Raw genomic sequence first — 24,941 nt, 5'->3', positions numbered from 1 at the left:
GAAAGACTAGCGCGCAGGGCTCAAAGGCACCAGCACCGCAATTGCTTCAGCCGCGATTCCCTCGCGTCGTCCCGTAAAGCCCAGACCTTCCGTCGTTGTCGCTTTCACGCTGACCGCCTGCAATGGCAATCCCAGCAGTTCGGCCGTTCGTTGGCGCATGGCTTCTCGATGCGGTTTCACCTTGGGCGATTCGCAGATGACGGTGATATCGCAGCTGGCCACGGCGTAGCCCTCGGCCTCCGCCAATCTGACTGACTCTTTCAGGAAAATGGCGCTGTCTGCATCCTTCCATCGGTCATCCGATGGCGGGAAGTGGTCGCCAATGTCGCCGAGGGCAACAGCGCCGAGAATGGCGTCCGTCAGCGCGTGCCAGGCAGCATCCGCGTCCGAATGTCCTTTGAGTCTGCGATCATGCGGGATCGCGACGCCGCACAGGGAAACATGGTCGCCGGGTTCGAAGGCATGAACGTCGAAGCCCTTTCCTACACGCGGTACTGAGGGGGAGGGGCTGAGCAGTCTGGCGACCATGTCGAAATCCTCGGGAAAGGTAATCTTGTGGAGGCGCTCGTCGCCCGGAATCAGCTTCACGCGCGCGCCTGTCGCTTCCATCGCGGCGATATCGTCGACCAGGTCGGCCGGCGCCGCGTCGAGTGCGGCCCGGATGGCGCCCAGGCGAAATACTTGCGGCGTCTGGACCCGCAAAAGGCCGTCCCGCGGAACCGTGACCAGCTTTCCGTCTCTCATCGCCTTGAGGGCATCCGGAACCGGCAGGGCGGGGGCGACTGCGTCTGCGGTGCCTAGCGCCTCAAGAAGGGATGAGATCATGGTCTGGGACAGTCCTGGCCGCGCTGCGTCGTGAATCAGGACCGGGGTGTTGGTGGGCAAATCCAGCGCATTGAGGCCGTTGCGGACCGATTGGGTTCGCGTCGCCCCACCATGCACCCTCATCACCCCCTCACCCCCCCCCTCCGGGACCCTCCCGGCAGGCGTCACCACCACGATCGTACCCACGCCCGGATGCGCCTTGAATGCATCAATCGACCAATCTAGGACCTGGCGCCCCAGGAGGCGCTCATATTGCTTGGGGGACGCGCGTCCAGACCGCGATCCTTTGCCCCCCGCAACGATTATTGCAGCTGCCAGTGTCATGTCCGGCTTTCTAAGCGAGACCGGCAAATCTGGCCATAGAACATTGAGCAAATGTTTTTTTGCATGGATGCGCGTCTTTTGTGCACTTGCGAAGAAAGAAAAAACGGGAACAATGGCGGCATGACTGATTTTCAGGCACCCAGGGTCTGGCTGGCCCCCATGTCCGGAGCAACGGACGCACCAATGCGGCGCCAAGCCGTGCGCTTTGGCGCGCCGGCTGTCGTGTCTGAAATGGTGGCCAGCGAAACCCTTGTCTCGGAGCGCGCCGATATGGTTCGCCGGACGTGCCGCCACGAGGGTACCGGCTACTGGATCGTCCAGCTGGCAGCGCGCCGACCTGCTGACATGTATGCAGGTTCGGTATTGATGAGTGACGCCGGTGTCGATGTCATCGACATCAACATGGGGTGCCCGTCCAAACAGGTAACCGGGGGGCAGTCAGGATCTGCACTTATGCAGGATATCCCTCTTGCTACCCGCATCATAGAATCGGCGCTTGAGGGTGCGAACGGCACGCCAGTCACCCTGAAAATGCGGCTCGGCTGGGATGACGACAATCTGAATGCGCCTGAACTCGCTCGTATTGCCGAAGCGCTGGGCGTTCAAATGATCACCGTGCACGGCCGCACCCGCTGCCAGTTTTACAATGGCTCAGCCAACTGGAAGGCAGTCCGGCGCACCGTTGAGGCGGTTTCCATTCCTGTGATCGTCAATGGCGACATCGGGTCTCTGGAGACTGCCGAGCAGGCGCTTGCGGATTCCGGCGCCCATGGGGTGATGATTGGTAGGGCTGCGATGGGCAAGCCATGGCTGGCTGGCCAGATTGCGGCAGCCCTCTCCGGAAGTGCGCAAACCGCGCCGGACCTGGCTATCCAGCTCGACAGCCTTTGCGAGCAGATCCGCGATTCTGTTGCCTTGTATGGGCCGTCGCTCGGTGTGCGAATGGTACGCAAACACGTAGCGGCCGCCATCGACGCTGTGGACGTATCACTGTCCGAACCGCGTCTAAGATCACTTCGCGCCGAGATGTGCCAGATCGCCGATCCAGAGCACCTGATCTCGTCACTGCGCACCCTTTACCTGAAACCCAAACTGCTTGAGGCAGCATAAAGATGGCCCCCCTTGCAACCCTGAAGCCGCCGATGCTTGGTGAAATTTCCCCCGTTGCACTTGTCCTGATCGACTCCCGTCGCCGGGTTCTCGAGGCGAACCCCGCTGCAGAGTCGCTTTTGAAAATGTCGCGGCGTGCTCTGGCCGGGCGCCCGCTTAGCGAAGTAATCTATCATGACTCGCCCCTGTTCGAACTTGTTGATCGTGCGCAGCGACAGTCAGGAGACATCACCGCTCCTGGAACGCCCATTGCAGGCCCTGGGATGCATTCGAGAGTCATCTGCGATATTCGCATCCGCGGCGCCGAACGCGGCGGGTTCATTATTGCCCTGTCCGAGACGCCAGCGCGTGAGAGCAGCGAGTCTGTCGCTGGCGCTGCCGGGTTCGGCCGGATCCTGGGGCACGAGGTCAAGAACCCGCTCGCCGGAATTATCGGCGCGGCGCAGTTGCTGGAACGTCAGGGGAATCCCGATCAGAGTGAATTGCTCGACATCATCAAGGACGAAGCGCGCCGGATTGAAAGGCTTGTAAATCGCCTGTCGGCCTTTGAACTGTTTTCGGCGCCGCGTATGCAGCCACTGAACATTCATGCGCTGCTCGACAAGATTTTCGCCGCAGAGCGTGCCGCCATAGGACCATCGGTAACGTTTCATCGAGAGTTCGATCCATCTCTTCCGGCTATCATGGGAGATGCTGATCACCTGCAACAGGCGTTCCATAACATTATCCGCAATGCTGCCGAGGCCGCAATGGATGGCGGAGGGCAGGGAAAAGTCACGATCCGCACCGCCTACGCCGCCGGACTGTCAATGAAGCAGGCCCGTTTCGGTGCGGGTCTGCGCCGAGCGATGCTCGTATCCATCGAAGACGACGGCGTTGGCATCCCGCGTGAGCGTCAGGCGACGATTTTCGATGTTTTTCAGAGCTCTAAGTCGGGCGCGCGTGGATTGGGGCTGTCCATTGTCAGTGAGGTCATCATGGCACATGGCGGTCATATCAGGGTAGACAGCGAACCGGGAATGACCCGGTTCACAGTACTGTTGCCCCTTGGAGATGGAGCAGACCTTGGCTGAAAAGACAGTACTTCTCGCAGAAGACGACGCGAGCATTCGATTGGTCGTGAACCAGACGCTGGTCGCCGCCGGTTATGATGTTCGCGCAACCAGCTCAACTGATGCGCTCGAGCGTTGGGTGCGAAACGGCGAAGGCGATGTCGTCGTGACGGATGTATACCTCGGTGACACCTCGATTTTCGACCTCTTGCCTTCGCTTAAGCTTGCGCGGCCGGAACTGCCATTCATCGTGATGAGCGGACAGAACACAATCCTGACTGCCGCATCTGCGGCAGAGCATGGCGCTTTCGATTACATTCCCAAGCCGTTTGACATCGACGTGCTGTCGAGCCTCGTCCAACGCGCATTGAAGACCGCTCCGAAATCATCGAGCCGCTCAATCAATCCGGAGGCCCAAAAGGCGATCAGCGATGCCGGGCTACCCTTGATCGGCCGGTCCGATGCGATGCAGGAAGTGTATCGGATCATCGCCAAGGTCATGAACACAGAGCTGACGGTGCTTGTTGAAGGCGAAAGCGGCACAGGCAAGGAGCTTGCGGCGCGCGCCATCCACCAATTGGGCGCGGCGAAAGCCGGTCAGTTCATTGCCCTGGATCTGGCGGCCTTGCCGGCCAGCGAGATCAACAAGGAACTCTTTGGAACGAATGGGGAGGGCGGCGCCGTTCAGCTGAAGGGCGGCACGCTCTATCTTGATGAAATTGGCGATTTGCCGGCCGAAGCCCAGACACAGCTGGTTAAACTGCTGAGGGATTCCAGTGGCGCACGTCTCATTGCGTCGACCCGGCGCAACCTCGGGCGCCTCGTGGAAGAGGGCAAGTTTCGCGAAGATCTCTATTACCGCCTGAATGTCGTTCGCCTGACCATGCCGCCACTCCGGTTACGCAAGGAAGACATACCGGAGCTGGCGAGGGCATTCCTCATCCGGGCCCAACGACAAGGATTGTCGGCAAAAACGCTCGACAAGTCTGCGCTTGATCTCCTGATGGCTTACGATTGGCCTGGCAACGTGCGCGAGCTGGAGAACCTGATCCTTCGCCTTGCGGTGCTGAGTCCGGACGAGGCGATTACACTTCGAGACGTCGAGCGAGAGCTTCGCGCCGGTGCCAGCGAGCAAAAAGGTGTCAGCGCCGGATTGGAGAAAGACATCGAGACCTTGCTGCATCGCTATGTGATGGGCGACCTGATCGCGGGCGGCGAATCTGAGGATTCGGCTGTTTATTCCCGTGTGATCGATCAGGTGGAGCGGCCACTCATCAAGCTCGCTCTATCAGTCACTGCCGGAAACAAGGTGAAGGCAGCACAGTTACTGGGAATGAACAGGAATACACTTCGGGCGAAGATCAACGCGCTTGGAATCGCAGAAGACTGATTGACGTAACGGCGAACTGTGCCTTTAGTGCACCACTGTTGCTGAACCGACACCAATGTGTGGCGCAAAGGCAACGGGGCCGGGGTGGCCACTACAGAGCAGCGTCGAGTGTCGAATACATTGAGCCAGCAGGCAACGAAGGCGAGCTGGGCCCTCTTCGAGGGGCTCTTCATAATTGCTGCGCTCGTCGCTGTGTTCGCTACATTTATCGCGATTTCGGGCGTCGATCCGGATAATCCCACAGCTGGCGCGACGCCGTGGCTGCTCGGCTTGAATTTTGTCGTGATCACCGTCCTGGCTGTCATCGTGGCGCGGGAATACATCGCCATTCAAGTTAGTGGACGGGGAGAAGGCAAGGGGCGTCTCGCCAAACGGTTCGTGCTGCTTTTCGGGTTTTCGGCACTGATCCCGGCAATGATCGTTGCCCTCTTCATCGGCGCTTTCATATCGCGCGGGCTCGACAACTGGCTGGGTGAACGTGTCGACACGATCATGGAAAAGAACGCCCAGATTTTCCAGGATTATGTCAACAATTTTGAAGGCACGTTCGATGTCGATCTCAGGCTCGCAGCCCTGGATATCGAGAACTTTGCGCGCGATGTGAAAGCGTCGCTCGCAGAGAGCGGCTCGAATGACGAGATCAATGCTGAGAGCCTGGCAACAGATGCCTCGAAAGCTTTCACCGATGGATTGCGGTCTGAGCTCGGATTTCGAGAATTTCTCACGATTGCGGTTCTGGGTCCCGATGGCGTCGAGCTCATCGCGGAGCAAAGCGTCCAGCAGCCTATTCTCGTGCCGCCTCCGCAGTCGGCATTCGACGAAGCGAACGCCGGGAATGTCGCGACGACACTTTATGAAAACCGTGGTATCGCGACTGCATTGATCCGTATTCAGGAACCACTCGATGGATACGTCTATGCGGTCAAGAATTTCGATAAGAACGCGGCTGTTCAATTGCGCGAAGCGGAAGCCGCGCTTGCGCAATACAACAATGCCAAGCGACGCAGTGGCCGTCTGCAATACATATTTGCCATCGGCTACACGCAGATCGCGGCCCTGATCCTGCTGCTGGCAGCCAGGCTCGGGCTTGAGGCGGCGGGCCGCATTACCGGGCCCATCGGTCGACTGGCCGTCGCTGCGCACACTGTGCGCGAGGGCGATCTGACGGTGAGAGTGCCCGTATCCGGACCTCAAGATGAAGTATATGCGTTGACCAACTCATTCAACGCAATGACCGAGCAGTTGGCCGAGCAACGCAATGCGTTGATCCGGGCGCGGGAAGTTGAAGAAGACCGGCGAAAATTCGTGGAAACGCTTCTGGCGGAGGTTAGTGCGGGCGTAATCCGTATGGACGGTGAAATGATCATCACACTGGCGAACCGTTCGGCAGGTGAAGTGCTGGGTATTTCCGAAATAATGCCAGGGCAGACTCTGGAGGAAGTCTCTCCGCTATTCGAGCGATATGCGAGAGATACGTTGGAACGGATTGCACCAGTCGATGCATCCCTCGATCTAAACATCAATGGTGAAGTTCGCCATATTCGGCTGAAGACTGCGCCGGACCCTGCTGGTGGCTGCGTCCTGACATTTGATGATACGACCCGCCTGGTCAACGCTCAGAGGCAACTTGCATGGCGAGATGTTGCCCGTCGAATTGCGCATGAAATCCGCAACCCACTGACTCCCATTATGTTGTCTACGGAGCGCATTCGGCGCCGGTATGCCAGCTCCATCGACGATTCTGATGGTGTCTTTGACCGCTGCATTGAAACCATTCTGCGTCAGGTTGGAGACATCGGCCGAATGGTTGAGGAATTCTCGTCCTTCGCGCGCATGCCGAAGCCAAATGTTTCGCCTTTCGACATGCGTTCCCTGCTGCAGGGCACAGGATTCTCGCAAAACATGGTGTCGCCCGATGTCGAGATCGAGTTTGAATCAAATACAGACAAGGCTGTTTACCGGGGCGACGAGAGGCTTCTGGGGCAAGCTTTTGGAAATCTTTTGAAAAATGCGGCGGAAGCGATTGAGGGACTTCCGGAAGACGCTGATGTGAACGGAAGTATTCGCGTCGTCCTGCACGAAGACGAAAGAGGCCTTGAGGTTACGATTGAAGACAATGGCCCTGGCTTTCCAGAGGATGTCCGCGACCGTCTCCTCGAACCGTATGTAACGACGCGGGAAAAGGGAACGGGTCTTGGCCTGGCGATCGTCAATCGCATCATCGCCGATCACGGCGGTTCAATTTCACTCCAGAACCGCCTGGATGGCTTGCGCGGCGCGCGCGTCCGCGTCTGGCTCCCCGCCACGGGAGCTGGCGCAGATGAAAACCAAAGCTCAGAAGAAATACAGAATTCGTCCTTGTTTGAACGTGTAGAGGAGTCGGCACCATGGCGTTAGATATTCTGGTTGTTGATGATGAGCCCGATATTCGCGAGCTCGTCTCCGGGGTGCTCAGCGATGAAGGCTATTCAGTACGCACGGCAGATACGGCCGAACGGGCGCTGGAAGAGGTCCGCACACGGACTCCGCGGCTCGTGGTTCTCGACGTCTGGCTTCAGGGAAGCCAGATGGACGGTCTTTCACTGCTCAAATACTTGAAATCGATTGATCCGTTTCTGCCGGTCATTGTGATCAGCGGGCACGGCAACATCGAAACGGCTGTCGCTGCAATTCGGCGGGGTGCCTACGACTTTATCGAGAAGCCATTCAAGACGGACAGGCTGCTTCATCTCATTGAACGCGCGATTGAATCTGCCGCATTGAAATACGAGAATGCCGCACTTAGAAACAGGGCTGGCGAAGACGAACACTGGATCGGCACCAGCCAGGCAGCCGCAAACCTGAGGGCGTCGATTGACAAGGTGGCGCCGACGAACTCGCGCGTGATGATCAACGGTCCGGCTGGGGTCGGCAAAGAGCTGGCCGCAAGACTTATTCACCGCAATTCACTTCGTGACACCGGGCCATTTGTCGTCGTGAACGCTGCCAGCATCGCGCCAGATCAGATGGAAAGCGCACTTTTCGGCGAGGAAGACCAGCAAGGCCGAACCGTTCGTGTGGGTCTGTTCGAGAAGGCGCACAATGGCACATTGTTGCTCGATGAAGTGGCTGACATGCCGCTTGGTACGCAGAACAAGATTTTGCGGGTCCTGACCGAGCAACGCTTCCAGCGCGTCGGCGGGCGTTCGGACGTCAGCGTGGATGTCCGCGTGATGTCGGCTACCACCAAGGACCTTCGTGTTGAAATCGAGGATGGCAACTTCCGTGAGGACTTGTTCTACCGTTTGAGTGTCGTGCCGCTCAGGGTGCCGTCGCTGGCCGAGCGCCGCGACGACATAGCCGACCTGGTAAAATACTTCACTGACCGCATTTCAGATTCGTCCGGCCTGACGCCACGAGCATTTTCCGAAGAAGCCATGGCGGTTCTTCAGTCGATGGAATGGCCAGGCAATATTCGGCAACTTCGCAACGTCGTCGAACGAATACTCATACTGTCTCCGTCGGACGCCAGTCGACCGGTGAGTGTCGATGAATTGCCAAGGGATACGGCGACCGGGGCAATGCATAACGCGAAAGGGGGGTCAGCCGAGCTCGTTGGATTGTCTCTGCGCGATGCACGAGAGCAATTCGAGCGTGAGTACCTGGCTCTGCAAATTACGAGGTTCAATGGAAACATCTCGCGAACTGCCGAATTCATTGGAATGGAGCGCTCTGCACTGCACAGAAAATTAAAGGCTTTGGGTGTAGCGTCCGGTCTCTCTCGTCAGGATGGTTGAAAGATCGTCGAAAGGCAGTAAGCGATGCGCGTTCTAATTTGCGGCGCGGGCCGCGTCGGTCATGGCATTGCCCGGCGTCTGGCGCGGGAAAAGCACGATATCACAATCATCGACGAGAATCCTGCACTGGTTGATCAGGTCTCAACGGATCTCGATGTGCGCGGTGTGACGGGCCATGCCGCTCACCCGGACGTGCTTAAGCGGGCCGGAGCAGATGATTGCGAGATGATTATCGCAGTTACCCATTTCGACGAGATCAACATGGTGATCTGCCAGATCGCCCACACACTCTTTTCCGTTTCCTACAAGATCGCGCGAGTGAGAGACCAATCCTACATCGACCCCGCCTGGAAGAATATTTTTTCCCGCGAAGGCTTGCCGATCGACATGGTGATTTCACCCGAAGTTGAAGTAGGCGAGGCAATTTTGCAGCGGTTCAGGACACCCGGTGCCGTAATGAGCGCGACTTTCGGGAAGGGAAGGGTCAAGCTGCTCGGGCTCGAGATTGATGGACAAAGTCCTCTTCTGGACACGCCAGTCGACCAGATCAGGGGACTGTTTCCGGATCTGTCGGCACGCATTGTCGGCATCGGTCGCCGTGACGCGGTTCGTGCTCCGAGGTCTACGGACGTTTTGAAGCCGGAGGACAGGGCCTATATTGCGGTGCTCGATAGCCATGCAGAGCGGCTGACCTCTATTTTCAACCGGGACAACGAGCGGATGGACCATGTGGTCATCGTCGGTGGCGGTAATGTTGGGCTCTATGTCGCCAAAGCGCTTGAACGCGAGAGCAACATGCGCATTCGCCTTGTGGAATCCAGTGTCACGCGCGCAGACGCGGCGGTTGCGGAGCTCAAGCGGACCATTGTCATCCAGGGAGACGGTTTGAGTCCGGATATACTGGCGGAAGCAGGCGCACCCAAAGCCGATTTTGTGATCGCGATCACCAATGATGACAAAGCCAATCTGCTTATTTGCAACCTTGCCAAGCGGGCAGGGGCCAAACGAGCTTTGGCGCTGGTCAACGCAACTGAACTGGCCGGACTGGCGCGAGACATGCGTGTCGATGCGGTGCTGGATCCGCGCGCCCTTACGGTTTCGCAAATCCTGCTGCGCATGCGCCGGGGGCGGATTCTGGGACTGCAATCAATCGAAGATGGTTTGGCGGAAGTCGCTGAGGGGGTCACGCTGGAATCCTCATCATTGATCGGAAAGCCCCTCGGATATGACGATCTTCCTGATGGCGTGACTGCGGCTGCGGTGATCCGGAATGATGAGGTCATCATTGCCGGGCCGGACGTGTTCGTCCAGGCTGAAGACCGCCTCATTATCTTTTATGAGGAGAGCATGGTGCGGAAGGTCGAAAAATATTTCCGGGTCAGCCCGGACTTCTTCTAGCGGAATGAATTACGCATCCATCGTTCGTGTCCTGGCTCTGCTCATGCTGGTCGTGGCTGGCAGCGCATTGCTGCCGATTGCGGTCGCAATCGTCGCTGGAGAGACGGATCAGGTTATTGCGCTGTTGGTCACGACGATTGGCATTGCAGTTCTGGCGAGCAGTGTCTTGTTGCTCACGCCACGGCCCAGTCGCAAGGCGCGCCCTTCAGATGCGTTGGCTGTGGTTATAATCTGGTGGTTCATTGCGCCTGTGGCAAGCGCTTTGCCCTTTGTGCTTGGCGTCGCCAACGGGTCTCTATTGAACGCCATCCATGAGGCAGCAGCCTGTCTCACCACGTCCGGGCAATCGGTCATTCGAACGGAATCCAATGTATGGCCGGTCAGTCTCGTTTTCTGGCGGGGCGTACTGCACATAATCGGAGGAATGGCGACGATCATCACGGCTGCCAGTGTTCTGGCTGCTATCAATCTCGGCGGACCTGGAATTCATCGAACAGTCCTGTTTACGGTGCCCGAGTCCAGCTTCTTCGATGCCGTACCGCGCGTCGCACGTTCGGTCTCGATCATGATGCTTGTCTTTTTGATCGTACTCCTCGGACTGCTTATAATGAGCGGTGTGCCATTTCCTCGAGCCTTGAGCGATGCCGTGAGCGCCATGACGACCGGTGCGGTAGACCCTAATACTGTCAGCCGAGTCTCCCTGCAGCCATTTCCATCAATCATCCTTGGGATGGGTTTGATTGTCGGCGCCCTTGGCCTGGCGGTATGGTTGCCACTGAAGGATCGCAAGCCCCGTGCGGCGCTGATGGACCCGGAAACAGTTACCTTTCTGTTCCTCATAACCATGTTTGCGGCCGTGGTCCTGCTCCTGGGGATTGGCGTTGGCGATGCGCTCGCCTGGGCAACGTCTGCCTTGTCGACGTCAGGACTCATACTCTCGAGCGCTCCAACGCGTGACCTTGTCCCGTTGCCAATTCTTGTGCTGCCAGCGCTCATCGGTGGTTCGGCTCTGTCTGCTGCAGGGGGCGTGAAGATCGCGCGTCTGATCGTTCTGGCACGCCGCGCCGGCCAGGAATTTCGCCAGTTGGGCTATCGTCGTTCAGTTCTTGGATTCCGCTTCCGGGACAGGGAACTCGACGAAAGAAGCGTGATCGGCGTATGGGTTTACCTCGTCGCCTACATTGTCGCGGTGTTCATTGTGATGATCGGTTTCAGCTTTCAAAATCTGCCATTTGAGGAAACAATTCGGCTTTCGATCGGCGGTCTCACCAATTCAGGGGCCCTTCTGATGGGGCATACGAGTGACCTCGGCGGCGGCGCGACAACGCTGCTCATCATATCGATGATTTTGGGGCGTCTGGAGATTTTGGCAATCATTCCGGCGCTTTCTCCCAGCTTTTGGCGGGGTTAAGCAGTGTTCGCACTTGCACAATTCACCCAATCCATTTAGTTCGCGACACATAACAAGAACAATAGAAGGACTGGTCGCTCCCATGTCTTCGGAAAAAAAGCAAAACTTGCAGGATACGTTCCTGAACGCAGTGAGAAAATCACGGACGCCTTTGACAGTCTTTCTGGTCAATGGGGTCAAGTTGCAGGGCGTCGTAACATGGTTCGACAATTTCTGCGTTTTACTGCGCGGAGATGGCCGTCCGCCTCAACTGGTCTATAAGCACGCGATTTCGACGATCGCTCCGAGTGCACCAGTTCAACTGTTCGATGAAGAGTTGGAGGGACAATAGGTCCCTTTGAACGACAAGCTGATTGATCGTCTGCCAGAGACCGAAATCGCCGGTGCGGTCATACCTTGGTTTACGCCTGCAAACCGCCCCACTGAAGAACGGCTTCAAGAGACCGCTGGGCTCGTTGAGGCGCTGGGTTGCAAACTTGCATTCTTGCGGGCTGATCATGTACGGAATGTCAACTCATCCGTCTTGTTTTCAGGCGGGTTGCTGGACCGCTTCGCGGCCGATCTCGACGAGCATCACTGCACTGTGGCGATTGTAGATGGTGCGCTGACACCGGTTCAGCAGCGCAACCTTGAAACGCGCCTCGGGGTCAAGGTTATTGACCGTACGGGTCTCATTTTGGAGATCTTCGGATTGCGCGCGCGAACCAAAGAGGGGCGTTTGCAAGTTGAGCTCGCACGCCTCTTATATGAACGCTCGCGACTGGTGAGGACCTGGACCCATCTGGAGCGCCAGCGTGGCGGGGGCGGGTTCCTTTCCGGGCCGGGAGAGAGCCAGCTGGAAGCCGACCGCAGGATGCTTGATGACAAGATTGTCCGATTGAGGCGGGATCTTGAAGATGTTCGTCGTACGCGCGCTGTACAGAGGGCCGGCAGAAAACGGGGCGGCAAACCGATCATCGCCCTCGTCGGTTATACGAACTCGGGCAAGTCGACGCTGTTCAACAGGCTGTCTGGAGCTAAAGTATTCGCCAAGGACATGCCGTTCGCGACACTCGACCCGACAATTCGCCGGATCGACCTTCCGACAATCGGTGAGGCTGCTTTGATCGACACTGTCGGTTTCATCACCGATCTGCCGACACATCTGATTGACAGTTTCAAAGCAACACTTGAGGAGGCGCTGCAGGCCGACTTGCTTGTCCACGTCAGGGATCGATCGAGTCCTGCTGACAGGGATCAAGCTCGTGACGTTGAGCTTGTTCTCGAGCGGCTCGAGAAGGAGACAGGTATCACCTTGCCGCCAATGATCGAGGCTTGGAACAAGTCTGATGCGCTGGCGCCTGAACGCGCTGAAATTCTTGAAATTGCTGCGCAAGGCAAAACAGATGTACCTGCCGTGCTCGTATCCGCGCTCACAGGCAAGGGCATGGGGCCGCTTCTCGACGCGATTGAGCTGGCCTTATTGCGCGGAGCGCGTGACGTGGCGGTTATGCTGGATGCGCGAGATGGACGCGCCCGCGCCTGGCTTCACAGCCACGGGGACGTCAATACTGAAACTAATCTCAAGGACGGCCGTGTTGCCTTGAGCGTCCGGCTCCCTGTTGAGCGTGTCGGGCAGTTCAAGTCTGAATTCCCGGATATAGAAATCGAGGATTAGGTTGCCGCTTTTTCAGCGCGTTTGACCTGTTGCCAGTAGGCTTCCTGCTCATCCAGTGACAGATCGGAGAATGCCAATCCGTCGGCTGTCGCTGCCGCCTCCATCGCGCGGAAACGACGTTCGAATTTCGCGTTGGCACGACGAAGGGCCTGCTCCGGATCAATGTCAAGTCGTCGGCTCAGGTTCGCGGCAACGAACAGAAGGTCACCGAGTTCGTCTTCAACATCGTCTTGTATTCCCGACGCGATCGCTTCACGCACCTCACGAATCTCTTCGTCGAGCTTGTCGAATATCGGTTCGGCTTCCGCCCAGTCGAAACCGACCCTCGCTGCGCGTTTTTGCAGTTTTTCGGCGCGCAACAGGGCGGGGAGCGCCAATGCAACGCCATCAAGCGCGCTTGCTGAGTTGCCGCGCGACTTATGAACGCGCTCCTCGGCCTTCATGCGTTCCCATGCACGCGTTTGATCATTCGCGGATCGCCCATCCGGCGTTTCGAACACGTGTGGATGACGCCGCACCATTTTCTCTGCGATTGCGTCGGTGACATCGCCGATATCAAATGCGCCGTCTTCGGACGCCATCTGGCTGTGAAAGACGACCTGAAAGAGGAGATCACCTAATTCCTCCTTGAGGTCTGCCATATTTCCTCGCTCAATCGCATCAGCGACTTCGTAGGCCTCCTCGATCGTGTAGGGTGCAATTGTCGCATAATTTTGCTCAAGATCCCACGCGCACCCCGACCCGGGGGTTCGCAAGCGCGCCATCACATCAATCAACCTGACGTAGGCCTGAGCGGGATCAATGGTTTCGTGTGAATCTTTCATGCCAGTCTCCTAGCGCAGCTGCGCCTGACCTGGAAGGCACCTCGACTGTGCGTTTTCGAGTCGATTAGATTGACTTTTGCAGCCGGTCGCGTGACCTCGGCGGAATGCAGATCTCAAGATTCTCCAGCAGCTGTATTAGCCGTTCGCGTAATTCCAGCTTGACTGTCGCCCGGTGGGCTTTCCGGTGAGCCCGCCAGTAGCGCTTATTGGAGTGGACTGGACAATAAATAGCGTCCGGGGCTGGGCTTTCGACGAGGACGGCGAAATTCTCTCAAGTGCCGAGGACGTCGCGGCTATTCGTCAGCCCGGTGCGAGTGCAGATACCGTGAAGGCGTTCGTTGCCAATTGGCTTGGCGGATCCATCAACATTCCCATAATTCTATGTGGCGATATGGGTGCGGGCCCCGGGAACTTGCTCCAGGTGCCGACGTTGCTTGATGCTTTGAGTGACGCGCTGGTCAGACACGGCGAAATCCACGTCATACCCGGACTCAAACAATTGTCTCCCGCCGACTTGCTCTGCGGTCAGGAGACATTGCTTGTCGGCCTCGGCCAGGTGTCCGGTGCAGTCTGCATTCCAGGCTTTCACACTAAGCATGTCTCGCTAGAGCAAGGTCGGGTTCTCGGTTTTTCCACTGAAATGACTGGAGAAATCATCTCTCTGCTCGAATCGGAGGGATCCCTGAAGCTGGGCGAGTCGGTCCATCAGACGTTCGAGGCGAGGGTATTCAGGGATTGGGTTGAGCGTTCACTAGACACTGAAGATGCTGCATCCCCTTTCGCTGTCAGCGCGGCACGCACAATCGGTGTGCTCAGGGCCGAGCATCAGACGTCGGCCTTGTCGGGACTAATGATCGGGGCGGACATCGCTGCGCACTATGACCCCGGCGACGAAGTGATCCTGGTCGCGGACGGCCCATTGGCCGAAGCTTACGGAATGGCCCTTGATGCATTGGGTGCGAGCGTGGAAGAGTATTCCGCAGAAGAAGCGATGCAGGACGGCCTGTTCGAAATCGCGGAAGCAGCAGGATTGCTCGACCAATGATCTGCCAGGCAAATCCCTTTGAATCGATGCGGGAGACCGCATGCTGATTACGCCCGAATGTGTTGCGCCGACAGGTTGCGTACTGGGGGAGGGGGCTGTGTGGAGTCCGTCTGAGGGTTTTCTTTGGTGGGTCGATATCAAGCGGGCAAAGCTTCATCGCTACAACCCAAAAACCGGGAATACGAGACGCTACGACCTGCCCATCCGGGCCAGTGCCCTGGCCCTCCATGACGGGTGCCTCCTGATGGCTGGCGACCGCGAGGTCGGCCTGTATGACCCTGCAACGGAAGCGTATGAGCGCTGGTGCGAATTGCCGGGAGAACCGGACACGAACCGCACCAATGATGGCGGAGTTGCCCCAGATGGATCGTTCTGGTTCGGCACGATGGACGACCGCGAAAAAGACCCGATAGGCAGTTATTTCCGTCTGACGCCAGATCGCAAGATATCGCAAATGCGACTGCCGTCGGTCCTGGTCACCAATACAATGCAGTTTTCCCCGGATGGCCGGACATTCTATACTTGTGACTCGGCGGAGCAGGAGATTCTGGCATTCGACCATGATCTGGAGGCGGGCACGCTCACCGGACGACGCGTCTTTGCCTCGACCTATGAGTTCGGCGGCTATCCGGACGGTTCTGCGGTTGATTCCGAGGGTGGCCTGTGGACGTGTCTGTGGAATGCATCACGCGTTGTGCGATATCGGCCGGATGGCTCGATCGATCAGGTGGTGACGCTCGCCGCGCCGCAGCCCACCTCGTGCACGTTTGGCGGAGATGACCTGAGAACCCTGTTCATCACGACAGCTCGCGCTGGAATGAGCTTTCCGGCTCTGGATTCACGACCGCTTTCAGGCAGCCTGTTTGCGATTTCTGTCGATGTCCCCGGCTTGCCTGCGCGTCAATTCGGCGTTTCCAGGTAAACTCTGCTAAGTTAGAGAGGCGAATTGTGCGAATTTCGTCGCTGAAACCCTCTTGCAAGCTCAGGTTTTCCGCCTCACATGCCTTCACAAATGAGCGTATCAACTTTAATCGTGGACGTAGCGGATCAAAACCGCTACCCCCCCGCCTTTCAAGAAAGTGTCGAAATGGCCGACAAGGACAAGAAAAAACGCGTTGGACCCATCACCTTCGTGCGCCAGGTGCGCGCTGAGGGGAACAAGGTCACATGGACGACACGCCCTGAAACAATTCAGGCGTCGATTTTCGTGGTGATCATGTCCGTTCTCATCGCCCTGTTCCTGTTTGCCGCCGACTCGGTCATCAGCATGGCCGTCAAAGCAATTACCGGCCTGTAGATGCAGGCCGAACAACTCGTATTCAAGGAGCGCGTAGGCCCTATGGCTGAAGCCAAATGGTATATCGTCCACGCTTATTCGAACTTCGAAAAGAAGGTCGCCGCATCGATTCTCGAACAGGCGGAGCGTAAGGGTCTTTCGGATCTGATCGAAGACATTCAGGTTCCGACCGAGGAAGTCGTCGAAGTCGCACGCGGCAAGAAGAAGACGGTCGAACGCCGGTTTTTCCCGGGCTATGTGCTGTTGAAGGCACTAATGACCGACGATGTTTACCACCTGGTCAAGGACACGCCCAAAGTGTCGGGTTTCCTCGGTTCGGACGGCGGCAAGAAGCCTTTGCCCGTTCGCCAGCGCGAGGTTGATCGTATCCTTGGCACGTCCACTGATTCAGCAGAAGAGCGTCCGCGGCCAAAGATTTCGTTTGAAATTGGCGAACAGGTTCAGGTCAATGACGGTCCGTTCCAGGGATTCGAGGGCGCAGTCGAAGAAATCGACGAGGCAAATGGCCGCCTCAAGGTCACCGTGTCCATTTTCGGCCGCGGTACGCCGGTCGATCTCGAATTCGATCAGGTTGCAAAGATCTGATTCGCGAGGATGGCAGTTTCAGGCGCCCTGGCGCTTGAATCGACGGTAAATGGACTGTATCTCAAAAAAATAAGCCGCCTTAGCTCAGTTGGTTAGAGCGCTGGTTTGTGGAACCAGAGGTCCTCCGTTCAAACCGGAGAGGCGGTACCATCCCCTAATAAAAGGGGAATATAGATTCCTGCCACAATTTTGACGCGCAAGGGTATTCTGTTGCAATTGGGTCGCGTGGCTGGAAAAACACCATGCGTTTCGGTACTTCGGTGTGGGAAAACACTCGCAGTATCCAGTAAAAAAGTTTAACAGGAACCATGCGCAATGATGCGCGTATGAACCTGCGGTCGAGGACAATCCCGTCCATCGGCACAAGAAGGGGATCGAGTATGAAGAAAACTCTTATGTGCGCGACAGCCGCGGCCGCGTTTGCGTCTGCCGGCATGGTCGCTCAGGCAGAGGAAGGCTGGTACGGCCGCGCCGATGCACAGTATTCGTTTGATGGAAAGCTGGATCATGATCCGGTAAACCAAAATGAAATGGGCACGATCGGCGGTGATTCCGACATCGACGACACCTGGGGTGGTGATATCGGTCTTGGCTACGGCTTTGACAACGGCTTCCGCCTTGAAGGTGTTGTGGGTTATAACAGCGGCGATTTGGCTGTTCCATCGGACGTCAACGGTACTCTGCCGCTGACCGTTTCCAACCCAAACGGTTACCTCCAGTCTGTCGACCTGATGCTGAACGGCATCTATGATTTCAACCGTGCGGGCGCCTTTCAGCCCTACGTTGGTATCGGTATCGGAGCGGTCCGCGCAAGCGCCAAGGCGAGCAACCTGAACTACGTTTCGGGAACAGACCTTAGCGCGGCTAACGGGTTTTCCGACACAGACACCAACCTGGCTTACCAAGGCCTTCTCGGTTTCGGTTACAAGTTGAGCGAAAAGCTCACGATGGACGTCGGTTACAAATATTTCGTGTCGGAAGACATGGATCTTGGCGGCAATCACGGTGGTCCGGACTACGAAGGCGATATGACCCGTCATTCGGCGACCGTTGGTCTCCGTTACGCGTTTGGCGCAACACCGCCACCGCCACCACCGCCACCACCGCCACCGCCACCACCTCCGCCGCCTCCGCCACCTCCGCCTCCGCCACCACCGCCTCCGCCAACCACGGAAACGGTTGCTCCGGAAGTTGTGTGCTCGGGTCTGAACCAGAATTTCGTGGTTTACTTCGAGTGGGACAAGGCTGATCTGACCAGCCAGGCTGCTGCAGTGATTGATCAGGCAGTGGCCAACATCACGGCTGGTGCCGGTTGTGCACCTAGCGCGGTGTCGATTGCGGGACACACCGATACGTCGGGTGCCAGCGCCTATAACGAGCGCCTGTCGCAGCGTCGCGCAAACATCGTAACGTCAGCCTTGGTGTCACGCGGTGTGGATGCAGCCATCATCACTGAAGTTGCCAAAGGCGAGAACGAACTTGCCAAGGCGACACGTGATGGCGTTCGCGAACCACTGAACCGTCGTGCGGAAGTTGTGATCAACGTTCAATAGTTGAACTCGATGTAATTATAATTAGCGGCCCGGCTTAAAGCCGGGCCGTTTTTGTCTGGGACACCCACTCTGGCAGACTTGCCCCGGATCGTTACCTATGAAACCAAGTATCCATGACTGAACTATCCAAGCTGACAATTGAAGATGAAGCGGCGCTTGAGCGTCTGAACATGGCCTCTGCAGGCATGGTGGCTCGCACATGTGCCTGGTCCGACATCAACACGGGCAGCTGGAACATCGACGGGCTGAAGGCCTTGTCAGGCGTATTGGCTGACGCGTTCTCAGAGCTGGATGGTCATGTCCGCCTCGACGAGGCTCCCGGATTTGAAACAATTGATGCTTCTGGAAAGGTTGAGATAATCCACACCGCGCCCATCCTGCGCGTCTCTTCACGCCCTTCAGCCCCCGTGCAGGTCGTGTTGACCGGCCACTACGACACTGTGTTTCCGAAGGGAACTTTTGAAGGCGTCAAGGACTTGGGAGACGGGCGTCTGAATGGTCCGGGCCTTGCCGACATGAAGGGCGGTCTATGCGTCATGCTGGAGGCGCTCAAGGCGTTCGAGGCCGGTCCTTTTCGTGATCGATTAGGCTACCAGATCGTCATCACACCGGATGAGGAAATCGGAAATCACGCCAGTGCCGCCGCGCTGACAGAAGCAGCGCAATCGGGCGCTCATGTCGGGATGACCTATGAACCGGCGATGGATACAGGTGCTATGTCAGGCGGACGCAAAGGGTCGGCCGTATTTGATATCGTCCTTCACGGAAAGGCAGCGCATGCCGGTCGCGCCAAGGAAGAGGGCCGAAGCGCCATCGAGGCCGCTGCCGAGCTCGTCGTTGGATTGGAGGCCCTTAATTGGCAACGCGATGGTGTGACAGTAAACGTCGGAGCGATAGAAGGCGGCAGCGCGGTCAATATCGTGCCCGACCTGGCGGTTGTCAGGTTCGGCGCCCGCGCTCCCGATGCGGAAGCTGCAGCTTGGACAATTTCTGCCGTGACGCGACTGTTTGAGCGCGCAACGTCGCGCGCCGGAATTTCAGGACACCTGCACGGGGGCTTCTACCGTCCACCCAAGCCGCGCAACGCTGCGCAAAAAGCCATCTTTGATGCTGTACACGCCACTGGCCGTGCAATCGGGCTCGATCTGGAATTCATCGACACAGGTGGCGTGTGTGAGGGCAACAATATATTTGCTGCAGGTGTGCCCAATGTCGATACGCTCGGCGTGAGGGGGGGGCGGATTCATTCAAGCGAGGAATTTGTCGTGGTCGATAGCTTTGCGGAACGCGCCACGCTTTCAGCTCTCCTTCTAAATCGTCTGGCGGATGGCCGAATGGATGGCCCGCGTATAAAGGCCTTGATGGAGAACTGACATGTCCAGCGCCTATGTCATGCGTCCATCCCGACTTGAAGACTTCGACGCACTCATGGAACTTGCGCGTCAGTCCGGTCCGGGCTTCACCAGCCTGCCGGTAGACGAACTCATCCTGCACGAACGCCTCGAGAAGTCGGAACGAGCTTTCAAGGGCCTGCAGAAACGTCTGGAATACGGCAAGTATTTGCTGATGATGGAGGATCTGAGAACTGGAGAAGTGGTGGGATGTTCGGCTGTAAAAGCTGGAACGGGCATCGACCAGCCGTTCTTCAATTATCGGGTCATAACCTTGGCCCAGGCGAGCCATGCAGCAGGTAACAAGCGCTTCGACATGGATGCGCTTATCCTGACCAACGAGTATGTCGGGTATACAGAGGTCGGCACACTTTTCCTGAAGCCCGATCATCGCGGCGGCGGTGCCGGACGCCTCGCAGCTCAGTCGCGCTATTTGCTAATGGCTGCAGCGCCCGAGAGATTTAGCGAAAACGTTCTAGCCGAGTTGCGGGGAGTCGTGGACGACACGGGACGATCGCCATTCTGGGAATGCCTGGGACGTCACTTCTTCCGCATGGACTTTACCGAGGCCGACCGTCTTTCAGCCACGACAGACAATCAGTTTATCCTGGACCTCATGCCGAAGTATCCAATCTATGTCGATCTGCTGCCGCCAGAAGCGCGTGAAGTCATCGGCAGGTGCCATTCGGAAGGTGTCGGGGCATACAAGCTGCTTCAGTGGGAAGGTTTCCAGTTCGATCGCACGGTCGATATTTTTGATGGCGGACCTCTCGTCGCGGCGCAACGACGGCATATTCGAACCATACAGGAAAGCCGACTGGTAACGGTGTCTCCTGGTAATGTGGAGAGCGATACGGCTGGTCGCCAGGGCATTGTGTCCAGCAACTCGTTGCCCGATTTTCGCGTATCGCTCGCAACGATGAAAGTGGATGCCGATAATGTTGCAACCATGTCGCCTGCGATCATCGAAGCCCTTCAACTGAAGCCTGGCGCCAAAGCGCGGATCTGGCTACGGAGCAAATCATGATGCCTAGCGTATATATAGATGGAAAATGGGCGGAAGGCCACGGTCCGCGTTTGGTCAATACGTGTCCAGCCACAGGAGAAGCCGTCTGGGATGGCAACGCTTCGGCTGCAAATCAGGTCGATGCCGCTGTCGCTTCCGCACGCGAGGCGTTTCATGATTGGTCCCGGCTGCCTCAGGGAGACCGTACGACGATCCTTGAGCGGTATGCTGAAGAGATTGGCAAGCGGACGGAAGCGATTGCAACGACGATCAGTCGCGACATGGGTAAAGTGCTCTGGGAAACGCGAGCTGAAGCTGCGACGATGAAAGCCAAGGTCTCGGTCTCCATCGCGGCGCAGAATGAGCGAGCAGGTTCGAAATTCGAACAGGCTGCGTTCGGTTCGTCACACCTTACACACCGCGCTCACGGGGTCTTGGCTGTGTTTGGGCCTTTCAATTTTCCGGGTCACTTGCCCAACGGGCATATCGTTCCAGCGCTACTCGCAGGCAACACGTGTGTATTCAAGCCATCTGAACTAGCACCAGGTGTCGCGGCGCTCATGGCTGAAGCTTTTCAGGCTGCGGGTCTTCCAGATGGCTGCCTCAATATCGTCCACGGTGCCCGAGATACAGGAGGGGCGCTCCTCAATGCTGAAATCAACGGCCTCCTTTTCACGGGATCAGCCAATACTGGTGTATTCTTTCACAAGCATTTTGCAGGTCGCCCCGATGTAATCCTTGCGCTTGAAATGGGCGGCAATAATCCGCTGATCATATGGGATCCCGCTGATGTCGAAGCGGCGGCCGACATTGCCGCGCAGTCCAGTTTCCTGACGACGGGCCAGCGTTGCTCGTGTGCCCGGCGGATCATACTCCCGGAAGGGAAATTTGGTGACTCCGTGGTCGAGGCTATCATCGCTCGCGCCAAGGGCCTGAGTATTGGAGCATGGGACGAAGAAGGCGCATTTATGGGGCCGCTCGTGTCCGAGGCCGCCGCTCAGGCTGCAACAGATTTCCAGATGATGTTGTCCAAGGCCGGCGGGAAGTCCTTGCGCCGGTTGAAGCGCATGGATCGTGGCGGCGGTTTTGTGACTGCAGGCGTCATAGACGTCACGGAAGCGCATCATGTGCCCGACGAAGAATTGTTTGGACCGCTCATGCAGATTGTCAGGGTCAAGACATTCGACGACGCTCTCATTCGGGCGAATGCGACGCGCTATGGCCTGTCAGGCGGTCTGGTTAGCGACGATGATGCCCTGTGGGTCAAGGCGCACCGGGAAATGCGGGCAGGCATCCTGAACCGCAACCGGCCCACTGCAGGGGCCAGCGGGTCCATGCCGTTCGGTGGCCCGGGACTGTCGGGCAATTTCCGGCCGGGCGCATACTATGCCGCCGATTATTGTGCGTGGCCGCAGGCCAGCCAGGTTGCCGACAAGGCAGAACGTATGGGCGCTCAGGGATTTCCGAAATGACCGCCTTTGAGGTCAACTTTGATGGATTGATCGGGCCTTCGCATAATTATGGCGGATTGTCGGATGGCAACCTGGCCAGCGCGACGCATGCTGGAGCGGTTTCGAATCCCCGGGAAGCAGCTCTGCAGGGCCTCGAAAAGATGCGGAGGATGATTCAAGCGGGCCTCATTCAAGGTGTTCTGCCTCCATTGCCACGTCCCAATTTCGATTTCTTGGTTTCGGCGGGATTTACAGGCAGCGATGCGCAAATCATCGAATCTGCAGCGCGGTCTGCGCCGCACCTCCTAAAGACGGCCTATTCGGCTAGCAATATGTGGACAGCGAATGCCGCAACAGTGTCGCCGTCTGCTGACACTGGCGACGGTCGGTTGCACTTGACCACGGCCAACCTCTCCACAATGCTTCATCGCAGCATTGAACACCCCGATACGACGGCGACACTCATTTCCGTATTTGATGACGAGGATTGTTTCGCTGTGCACTCTGCACTGCCAATGCATCCTGATTTCGCAGACGAAGGCGCGGCAAATCATGTACGCTTAAGCGCCGAGCACGGCGCGGCTGGCGTAGAGCTTTTCGTATTCGGGCGTCTGGCAGGAGAGAGTACGACCGGGTTCCCTGCCCGTCAGAGCCGTTTGGCAAGTGAATCGATCGTGCGAGGTCATGGGCTTGATTTTCAGCGGGCAATCTTGGCGCGCCAGTCAGCCGCGGCGATTAATGCAGGAGCCTTTCACAATGATGTTGTCTGTGTTGGCGCGCTGGATACACTATTCTTTCATGAGATGGCATTTGAGGATACGGATGGCGTTTTGGGCTCGATACGCCAAGCTGCAGACGGGCTGTTCGAACTGAAGGCGGTAATGGTGCCGCGCGCAGAGGTCCCGATAGAGGACGCCATACGGTCATATCTCTTCAATTCCCAACTTCTCAAAACGCCTGGTGATGATCGCCTCGTGCTGGTGGCACCCATTGAGACTCAGGAAATGGATTCGACCCGTTTATTTTGTGAGCAGATGGTGTCGGGCAACGGTCCGATTGGCCGGGTCGAATATGTCGATGTCCGTCAGTCCATGCGAAACGGGGGAGGGCCAGCCTGCCTGCGTCTTCGTGTGGTCATGACAGAATCTGAGATAGACGCATGCCATCAAGGCGTCCTGCTGGATGACGAGGTGATCGACGAGCTTCAGGATGTTGTTCGCGCTAGCTATCGTGACCGCCTTGCGCCATCGGATCTCGCTGACCCCAAATTCGCCGATGAATGCCGTGCCGCCCGCGAACAGATTCTCGGGGTGCTTGATCTTGAATCCCTTGCATGACTAGCCGGAGAGACGAATGCTGAAGCTATATGACTATTGGCGTTCCTCGGCCGCTTACCGTGTTCGTATCGCACTGAACCTGAAGGGTGTGACTTACGAGAGCATACCGGTGAACATCGCACCGGGTCGAGACGAACAGTTGCAAAGCGAGTATCGCACGATCAATCCACAGATGCGGGTGCCATCTATCGAGGTGGATGACCGCGTTATAGGCCAATCCATGGCGATCATTGAATGGATTGACGAGAGCTTTCCTGGTCCGGCACTACTCCCGTCCGATCCGTGGAAACGGCTTCAGGCACGGTCTTTCGCGGATACGATTGCCTGTGACATTCACCCGCTCAACAATCTGTCGGTACTGGCTGCCTTGCGGAATGATTTTGGTGCGGACGATACGGCAATAACCCACTGGTATCATGACTGGATTCGTCGCGGTTTTTCAGCACTTGAGGTAATTGCACGAGACTTGCCGAGCAGTAGGTTTTTGTTTGGTGAAGCACCAACCATTGCAGAGACTTGTCTCGTGCCGCAAGTGGCGAACGCGAAGCGTTTTGACATGGACCTGTCGGCTTTCCCCAGGCTGCTCGAAGTTGATGCGGCATGCTGTCAGTTGGACGCATTTGTGCGCGCCGCACCCGACGCCCAACAAAGAGGCTGATCCTAGTCTTTGTCCGTGGCGCGGTTTTCGTCTGTATCTCCGGGCCGCCGAATGTCGATGATCTCGACTTCTTCAAGCGAGCCCAGTGGTTCGGCAGTCTTGGCGACATTGGCCTCCAGCCATGAGGTCAGTCCCGATAGGTTGTCGCCGCCAACTGGCGAGTCCTGAGCAACAATCATCATGCCATCCTGACGTCCAATCCGGACTATCGGCTGACAGTCTGACAATTCACTATACTGGTCCGGACAGTAGTCTTTCAAACTAGCTGCACCATCGATTGCGGGAAAGGGATCGTCCGAACCAATGTCCCGTGTGAGTCTCAAAAATCCGCCAAAGCGTTCGCGCAGCGTATCATCTGCTTTCAGACCCGCAAATGCCTCAGCCGTCAGAGTGTGATCCGTCGCGATGACAAATGCCCGGCCGCGGTTGTGGGTGTCTACATATTGCTGGAATGCTGTAGACAAATCGGTTTGCTCCGAATCTCTCCGGAAAAGGGGCGCATAAACCGGACCCACAGCCGCCAGTGATTCCGCCATGCGTTTTGCCTGTGCACCGGCGCGTGTAGTTTGTGAGGCGAGTTCGGCTTCCGAGCGGGGCGCCAGACCAGCATCGGGCGCGATGAGAATGACATCCACGGCCCACCCATCTTTCCAGACTGGCGCGGGAACCTCGGCCGGTAATGCTGCCCAGCTATCAGTGGTACGATAGTCAAAGGCCGGGAGAGCTAATGGCTCGCCCGGCGCGAAGAGTGTTCTATAGGCCCACGGCCCCAATCCCACAGCCAATACAAAGAGTATGCCGATGGCCAGTAACACGCGTTTCATGGAAGGTTCTCGCTCGTCTCAGCTTTA

The 24,941-nt window shown here is 57.4% G+C and carries 22 protein-coding genes and 1 tRNA gene; 20 read left to right on the top strand and 3 right to left on the bottom strand.

What is annotated here, in order from left to right; all coding sequences use genetic code 11:
- Positions 1 to 6: 6 nt before the first annotated feature.
- Positions 7 to 1,149, bottom strand: coding sequence for a bifunctional 2-C-methyl-D-erythritol 4-phosphate cytidylyltransferase/2-C-methyl-D-erythritol 2,4-cyclodiphosphate synthase (locus tag VR74_RS12965; protein WP_045697425.1), 1,143 nt, complete (start codon positions 1,147 to 1,149; stop codon positions 7 to 9).
- 120 nt (positions 1,150 to 1,269) lie between these two features.
- Here VR74_RS12965 and VR74_RS12960 point away from each other — a divergent pair, with 120 nt between their 5' ends.
- The 9 genes from VR74_RS12960 (at position 1,270) to hflX (ending at position 12,943) form a co-directional block, all read left to right on the top strand.
- Complete coding sequence (locus tag VR74_RS12960) at positions 1,270 to 2,259, top strand: tRNA-dihydrouridine synthase (protein WP_045697423.1); 990 nt, start codon at positions 1,270 to 1,272, stop codon at positions 2,257 to 2,259.
- Positions 2,260 to 2,261: 2 nt separating this feature from the next.
- Positions 2,262 to 3,332 (top strand): ATP-binding protein, encoded by a 1,071-nt coding sequence (locus tag VR74_RS12955; protein WP_045697421.1) that lies wholly within the window; start codon positions 2,262 to 2,264, stop codon positions 3,330 to 3,332.
- Entirely contained in the window at positions 3,325 to 4,701 is a 1,377-nt protein-coding gene (locus VR74_RS12950; protein ID WP_299950448.1) for a sigma 54-interacting transcriptional regulator, read from the top strand. Before VR74_RS12955 ends, VR74_RS12950 begins: the two co-directional genes overlap by 8 nt.
- Before the next feature lie 57 nt (positions 4,702 to 4,758).
- Positions 4,759 to 7,098: an ATP-binding protein gene (locus VR74_RS12945; protein ID WP_299950445.1), complete on the top strand. Its 2,340-nt coding sequence runs from the start codon at positions 4,759 to 4,761 to the stop codon at positions 7,096 to 7,098.
- Positions 7,089 to 8,477 (top strand): sigma-54 dependent transcriptional regulator, encoded by a 1,389-nt coding sequence (locus VR74_RS12940; protein ID WP_045697415.1) that lies wholly within the window; start codon positions 7,089 to 7,091, stop codon positions 8,475 to 8,477. Before VR74_RS12945 ends, VR74_RS12940 begins: the two co-directional genes overlap by 10 nt.
- A gap of 24 nt (positions 8,478 to 8,501) precedes the next feature.
- Positions 8,502 to 9,875, top strand: coding sequence for a Trk system potassium transporter TrkA (gene trkA / locus VR74_RS12935; RefSeq protein ID WP_045697413.1), 1,374 nt, complete (start codon positions 8,502 to 8,504; stop codon positions 9,873 to 9,875).
- 43 nt (positions 9,876 to 9,918) lie between these two features.
- Positions 9,919 to 11,286 (top strand): potassium transporter TrkG, encoded by a 1,368-nt coding sequence (locus tag VR74_RS12930; RefSeq protein ID WP_299950442.1) that lies wholly within the window; start codon positions 9,919 to 9,921, stop codon positions 11,284 to 11,286.
- A gap of 82 nt (positions 11,287 to 11,368) precedes the next feature.
- Positions 11,369 to 11,617: an RNA chaperone Hfq gene (gene hfq, locus VR74_RS12925; RefSeq protein ID WP_034743071.1), complete on the top strand. Its 249-nt coding sequence runs from the start codon at positions 11,369 to 11,371 to the stop codon at positions 11,615 to 11,617.
- A gap of 6 nt (positions 11,618 to 11,623) precedes the next feature.
- Positions 11,624 to 12,943, top strand: coding sequence for a GTPase HflX (gene hflX / locus VR74_RS12920; protein WP_299950439.1), 1,320 nt, complete (start codon positions 11,624 to 11,626; stop codon positions 12,941 to 12,943).
- On the opposite strand, the gene mazG is transcribed toward hflX, so the two are convergent.
- On the bottom strand, positions 12,940 to 13,710 hold the full coding sequence (gene mazG / locus VR74_RS12915; protein ID WP_299950505.1) for a nucleoside triphosphate pyrophosphohydrolase: 771 nt from the start codon (positions 13,708 to 13,710) through the stop codon (positions 12,940 to 12,942). The two genes, hflX and mazG, sit on opposite strands and share 4 nt — an antisense overlap.
- 268 nt (positions 13,711 to 13,978) lie before the next feature.
- Between mazG and VR74_RS12910 the strand changes: the two genes are divergently transcribed.
- The 11 genes from VR74_RS12910 to maiA all read left to right on the top strand — a co-directional run bounded on the left by VR74_RS12910 (position 13,979) and on the right by maiA (position 24,090).
- Positions 13,979 to 14,812, top strand: coding sequence for a 2-dehydro-3-deoxygalactonokinase (locus VR74_RS12910; protein ID WP_045697406.1), 834 nt, complete (start codon positions 13,979 to 13,981; stop codon positions 14,810 to 14,812).
- Positions 14,813 to 14,852: 40 nt separating this feature from the next.
- On the top strand, positions 14,853 to 15,734 hold the full coding sequence (locus VR74_RS12905; RefSeq protein ID WP_045697404.1) for an SMP-30/gluconolactonase/LRE family protein: 882 nt from the start codon (positions 14,853 to 14,855) through the stop codon (positions 15,732 to 15,734).
- Between the two features lie 165 nt (positions 15,735 to 15,899).
- Positions 15,900 to 16,109, top strand: coding sequence for a preprotein translocase subunit SecE (gene secE / locus VR74_RS12900; RefSeq protein WP_045697402.1), 210 nt, complete (start codon positions 15,900 to 15,902; stop codon positions 16,107 to 16,109).
- 42 nt (positions 16,110 to 16,151) lie between these two features.
- Positions 16,152 to 16,694 carry a transcription termination/antitermination protein NusG gene (gene nusG, locus VR74_RS12895; RefSeq protein ID WP_045697554.1) on the top strand — a complete coding sequence of 181 codons (543 nt, stop codon included), beginning with the start codon at positions 16,152 to 16,154 and terminating at the stop codon, positions 16,692 to 16,694.
- A gap of 73 nt (positions 16,695 to 16,767) precedes the next feature.
- Positions 16,768 to 16,844: transfer RNA gene (locus VR74_RS12890), tRNA-His, on the top strand.
- Between the two features lie 230 nt (positions 16,845 to 17,074).
- Positions 17,075 to 18,247, top strand: coding sequence for an outer membrane beta-barrel protein (locus VR74_RS12885; RefSeq protein WP_045697400.1), 1,173 nt, complete (start codon positions 17,075 to 17,077; stop codon positions 18,245 to 18,247).
- A gap of 113 nt (positions 18,248 to 18,360) precedes the next feature.
- Positions 18,361 to 19,620 carry a hydrolase gene (locus tag VR74_RS12880; protein WP_045697398.1) on the top strand — a complete coding sequence of 420 codons (1,260 nt, stop codon included), beginning with the start codon at positions 18,361 to 18,363 and terminating at the stop codon, positions 19,618 to 19,620.
- Position 19,621: 1 nt separating this feature from the next.
- Positions 19,622 to 20,665 carry an arginine N-succinyltransferase gene (locus tag VR74_RS12875; RefSeq protein ID WP_045697396.1) on the top strand — a complete coding sequence of 348 codons (1,044 nt, stop codon included), beginning with the start codon at positions 19,622 to 19,624 and terminating at the stop codon, positions 20,663 to 20,665.
- On the top strand, positions 20,662 to 22,116 hold the full coding sequence (gene astD / locus VR74_RS12870; RefSeq protein ID WP_045697394.1) for a succinylglutamate-semialdehyde dehydrogenase: 1,455 nt from the start codon (positions 20,662 to 20,664) through the stop codon (positions 22,114 to 22,116). The genes VR74_RS12875 and astD overlap by 4 nt, the downstream gene beginning before the upstream one ends.
- Positions 22,113 to 23,432, top strand: coding sequence for an N-succinylarginine dihydrolase (locus VR74_RS12865; protein ID WP_045697392.1), 1,320 nt, complete (start codon positions 22,113 to 22,115; stop codon positions 23,430 to 23,432). Before astD ends, VR74_RS12865 begins: the two co-directional genes overlap by 4 nt.
- Before the next feature lie 16 nt (positions 23,433 to 23,448).
- Positions 23,449 to 24,090 carry a maleylacetoacetate isomerase gene (gene maiA / locus VR74_RS12860; protein ID WP_045697391.1) on the top strand — a complete coding sequence of 214 codons (642 nt, stop codon included), beginning with the start codon at positions 23,449 to 23,451 and terminating at the stop codon, positions 24,088 to 24,090.
- A gap of 2 nt (positions 24,091 to 24,092) precedes the next feature.
- Here maiA and VR74_RS12855 read toward each other — a convergent pair whose 3' ends face one another.
- On the bottom strand, positions 24,093 to 24,914 hold the full coding sequence (locus tag VR74_RS12855) for a hypothetical protein (RefSeq protein ID WP_299950435.1): 822 nt from the start codon (positions 24,912 to 24,914) through the stop codon (positions 24,093 to 24,095).
- Between the last annotated feature and the right edge of the window lie 27 nt (positions 24,915 to 24,941).

The sequence above is a fragment of the Hyphomonas sp. BRH_c22 genome (assembly GCF_000961795.1).
GTDB lineage: Bacteria > Pseudomonadota > Alphaproteobacteria > Caulobacterales > Hyphomonadaceae > Hyphomonas.
This window is presented reverse-complemented; position numbering and strand designations above follow the sequence as displayed.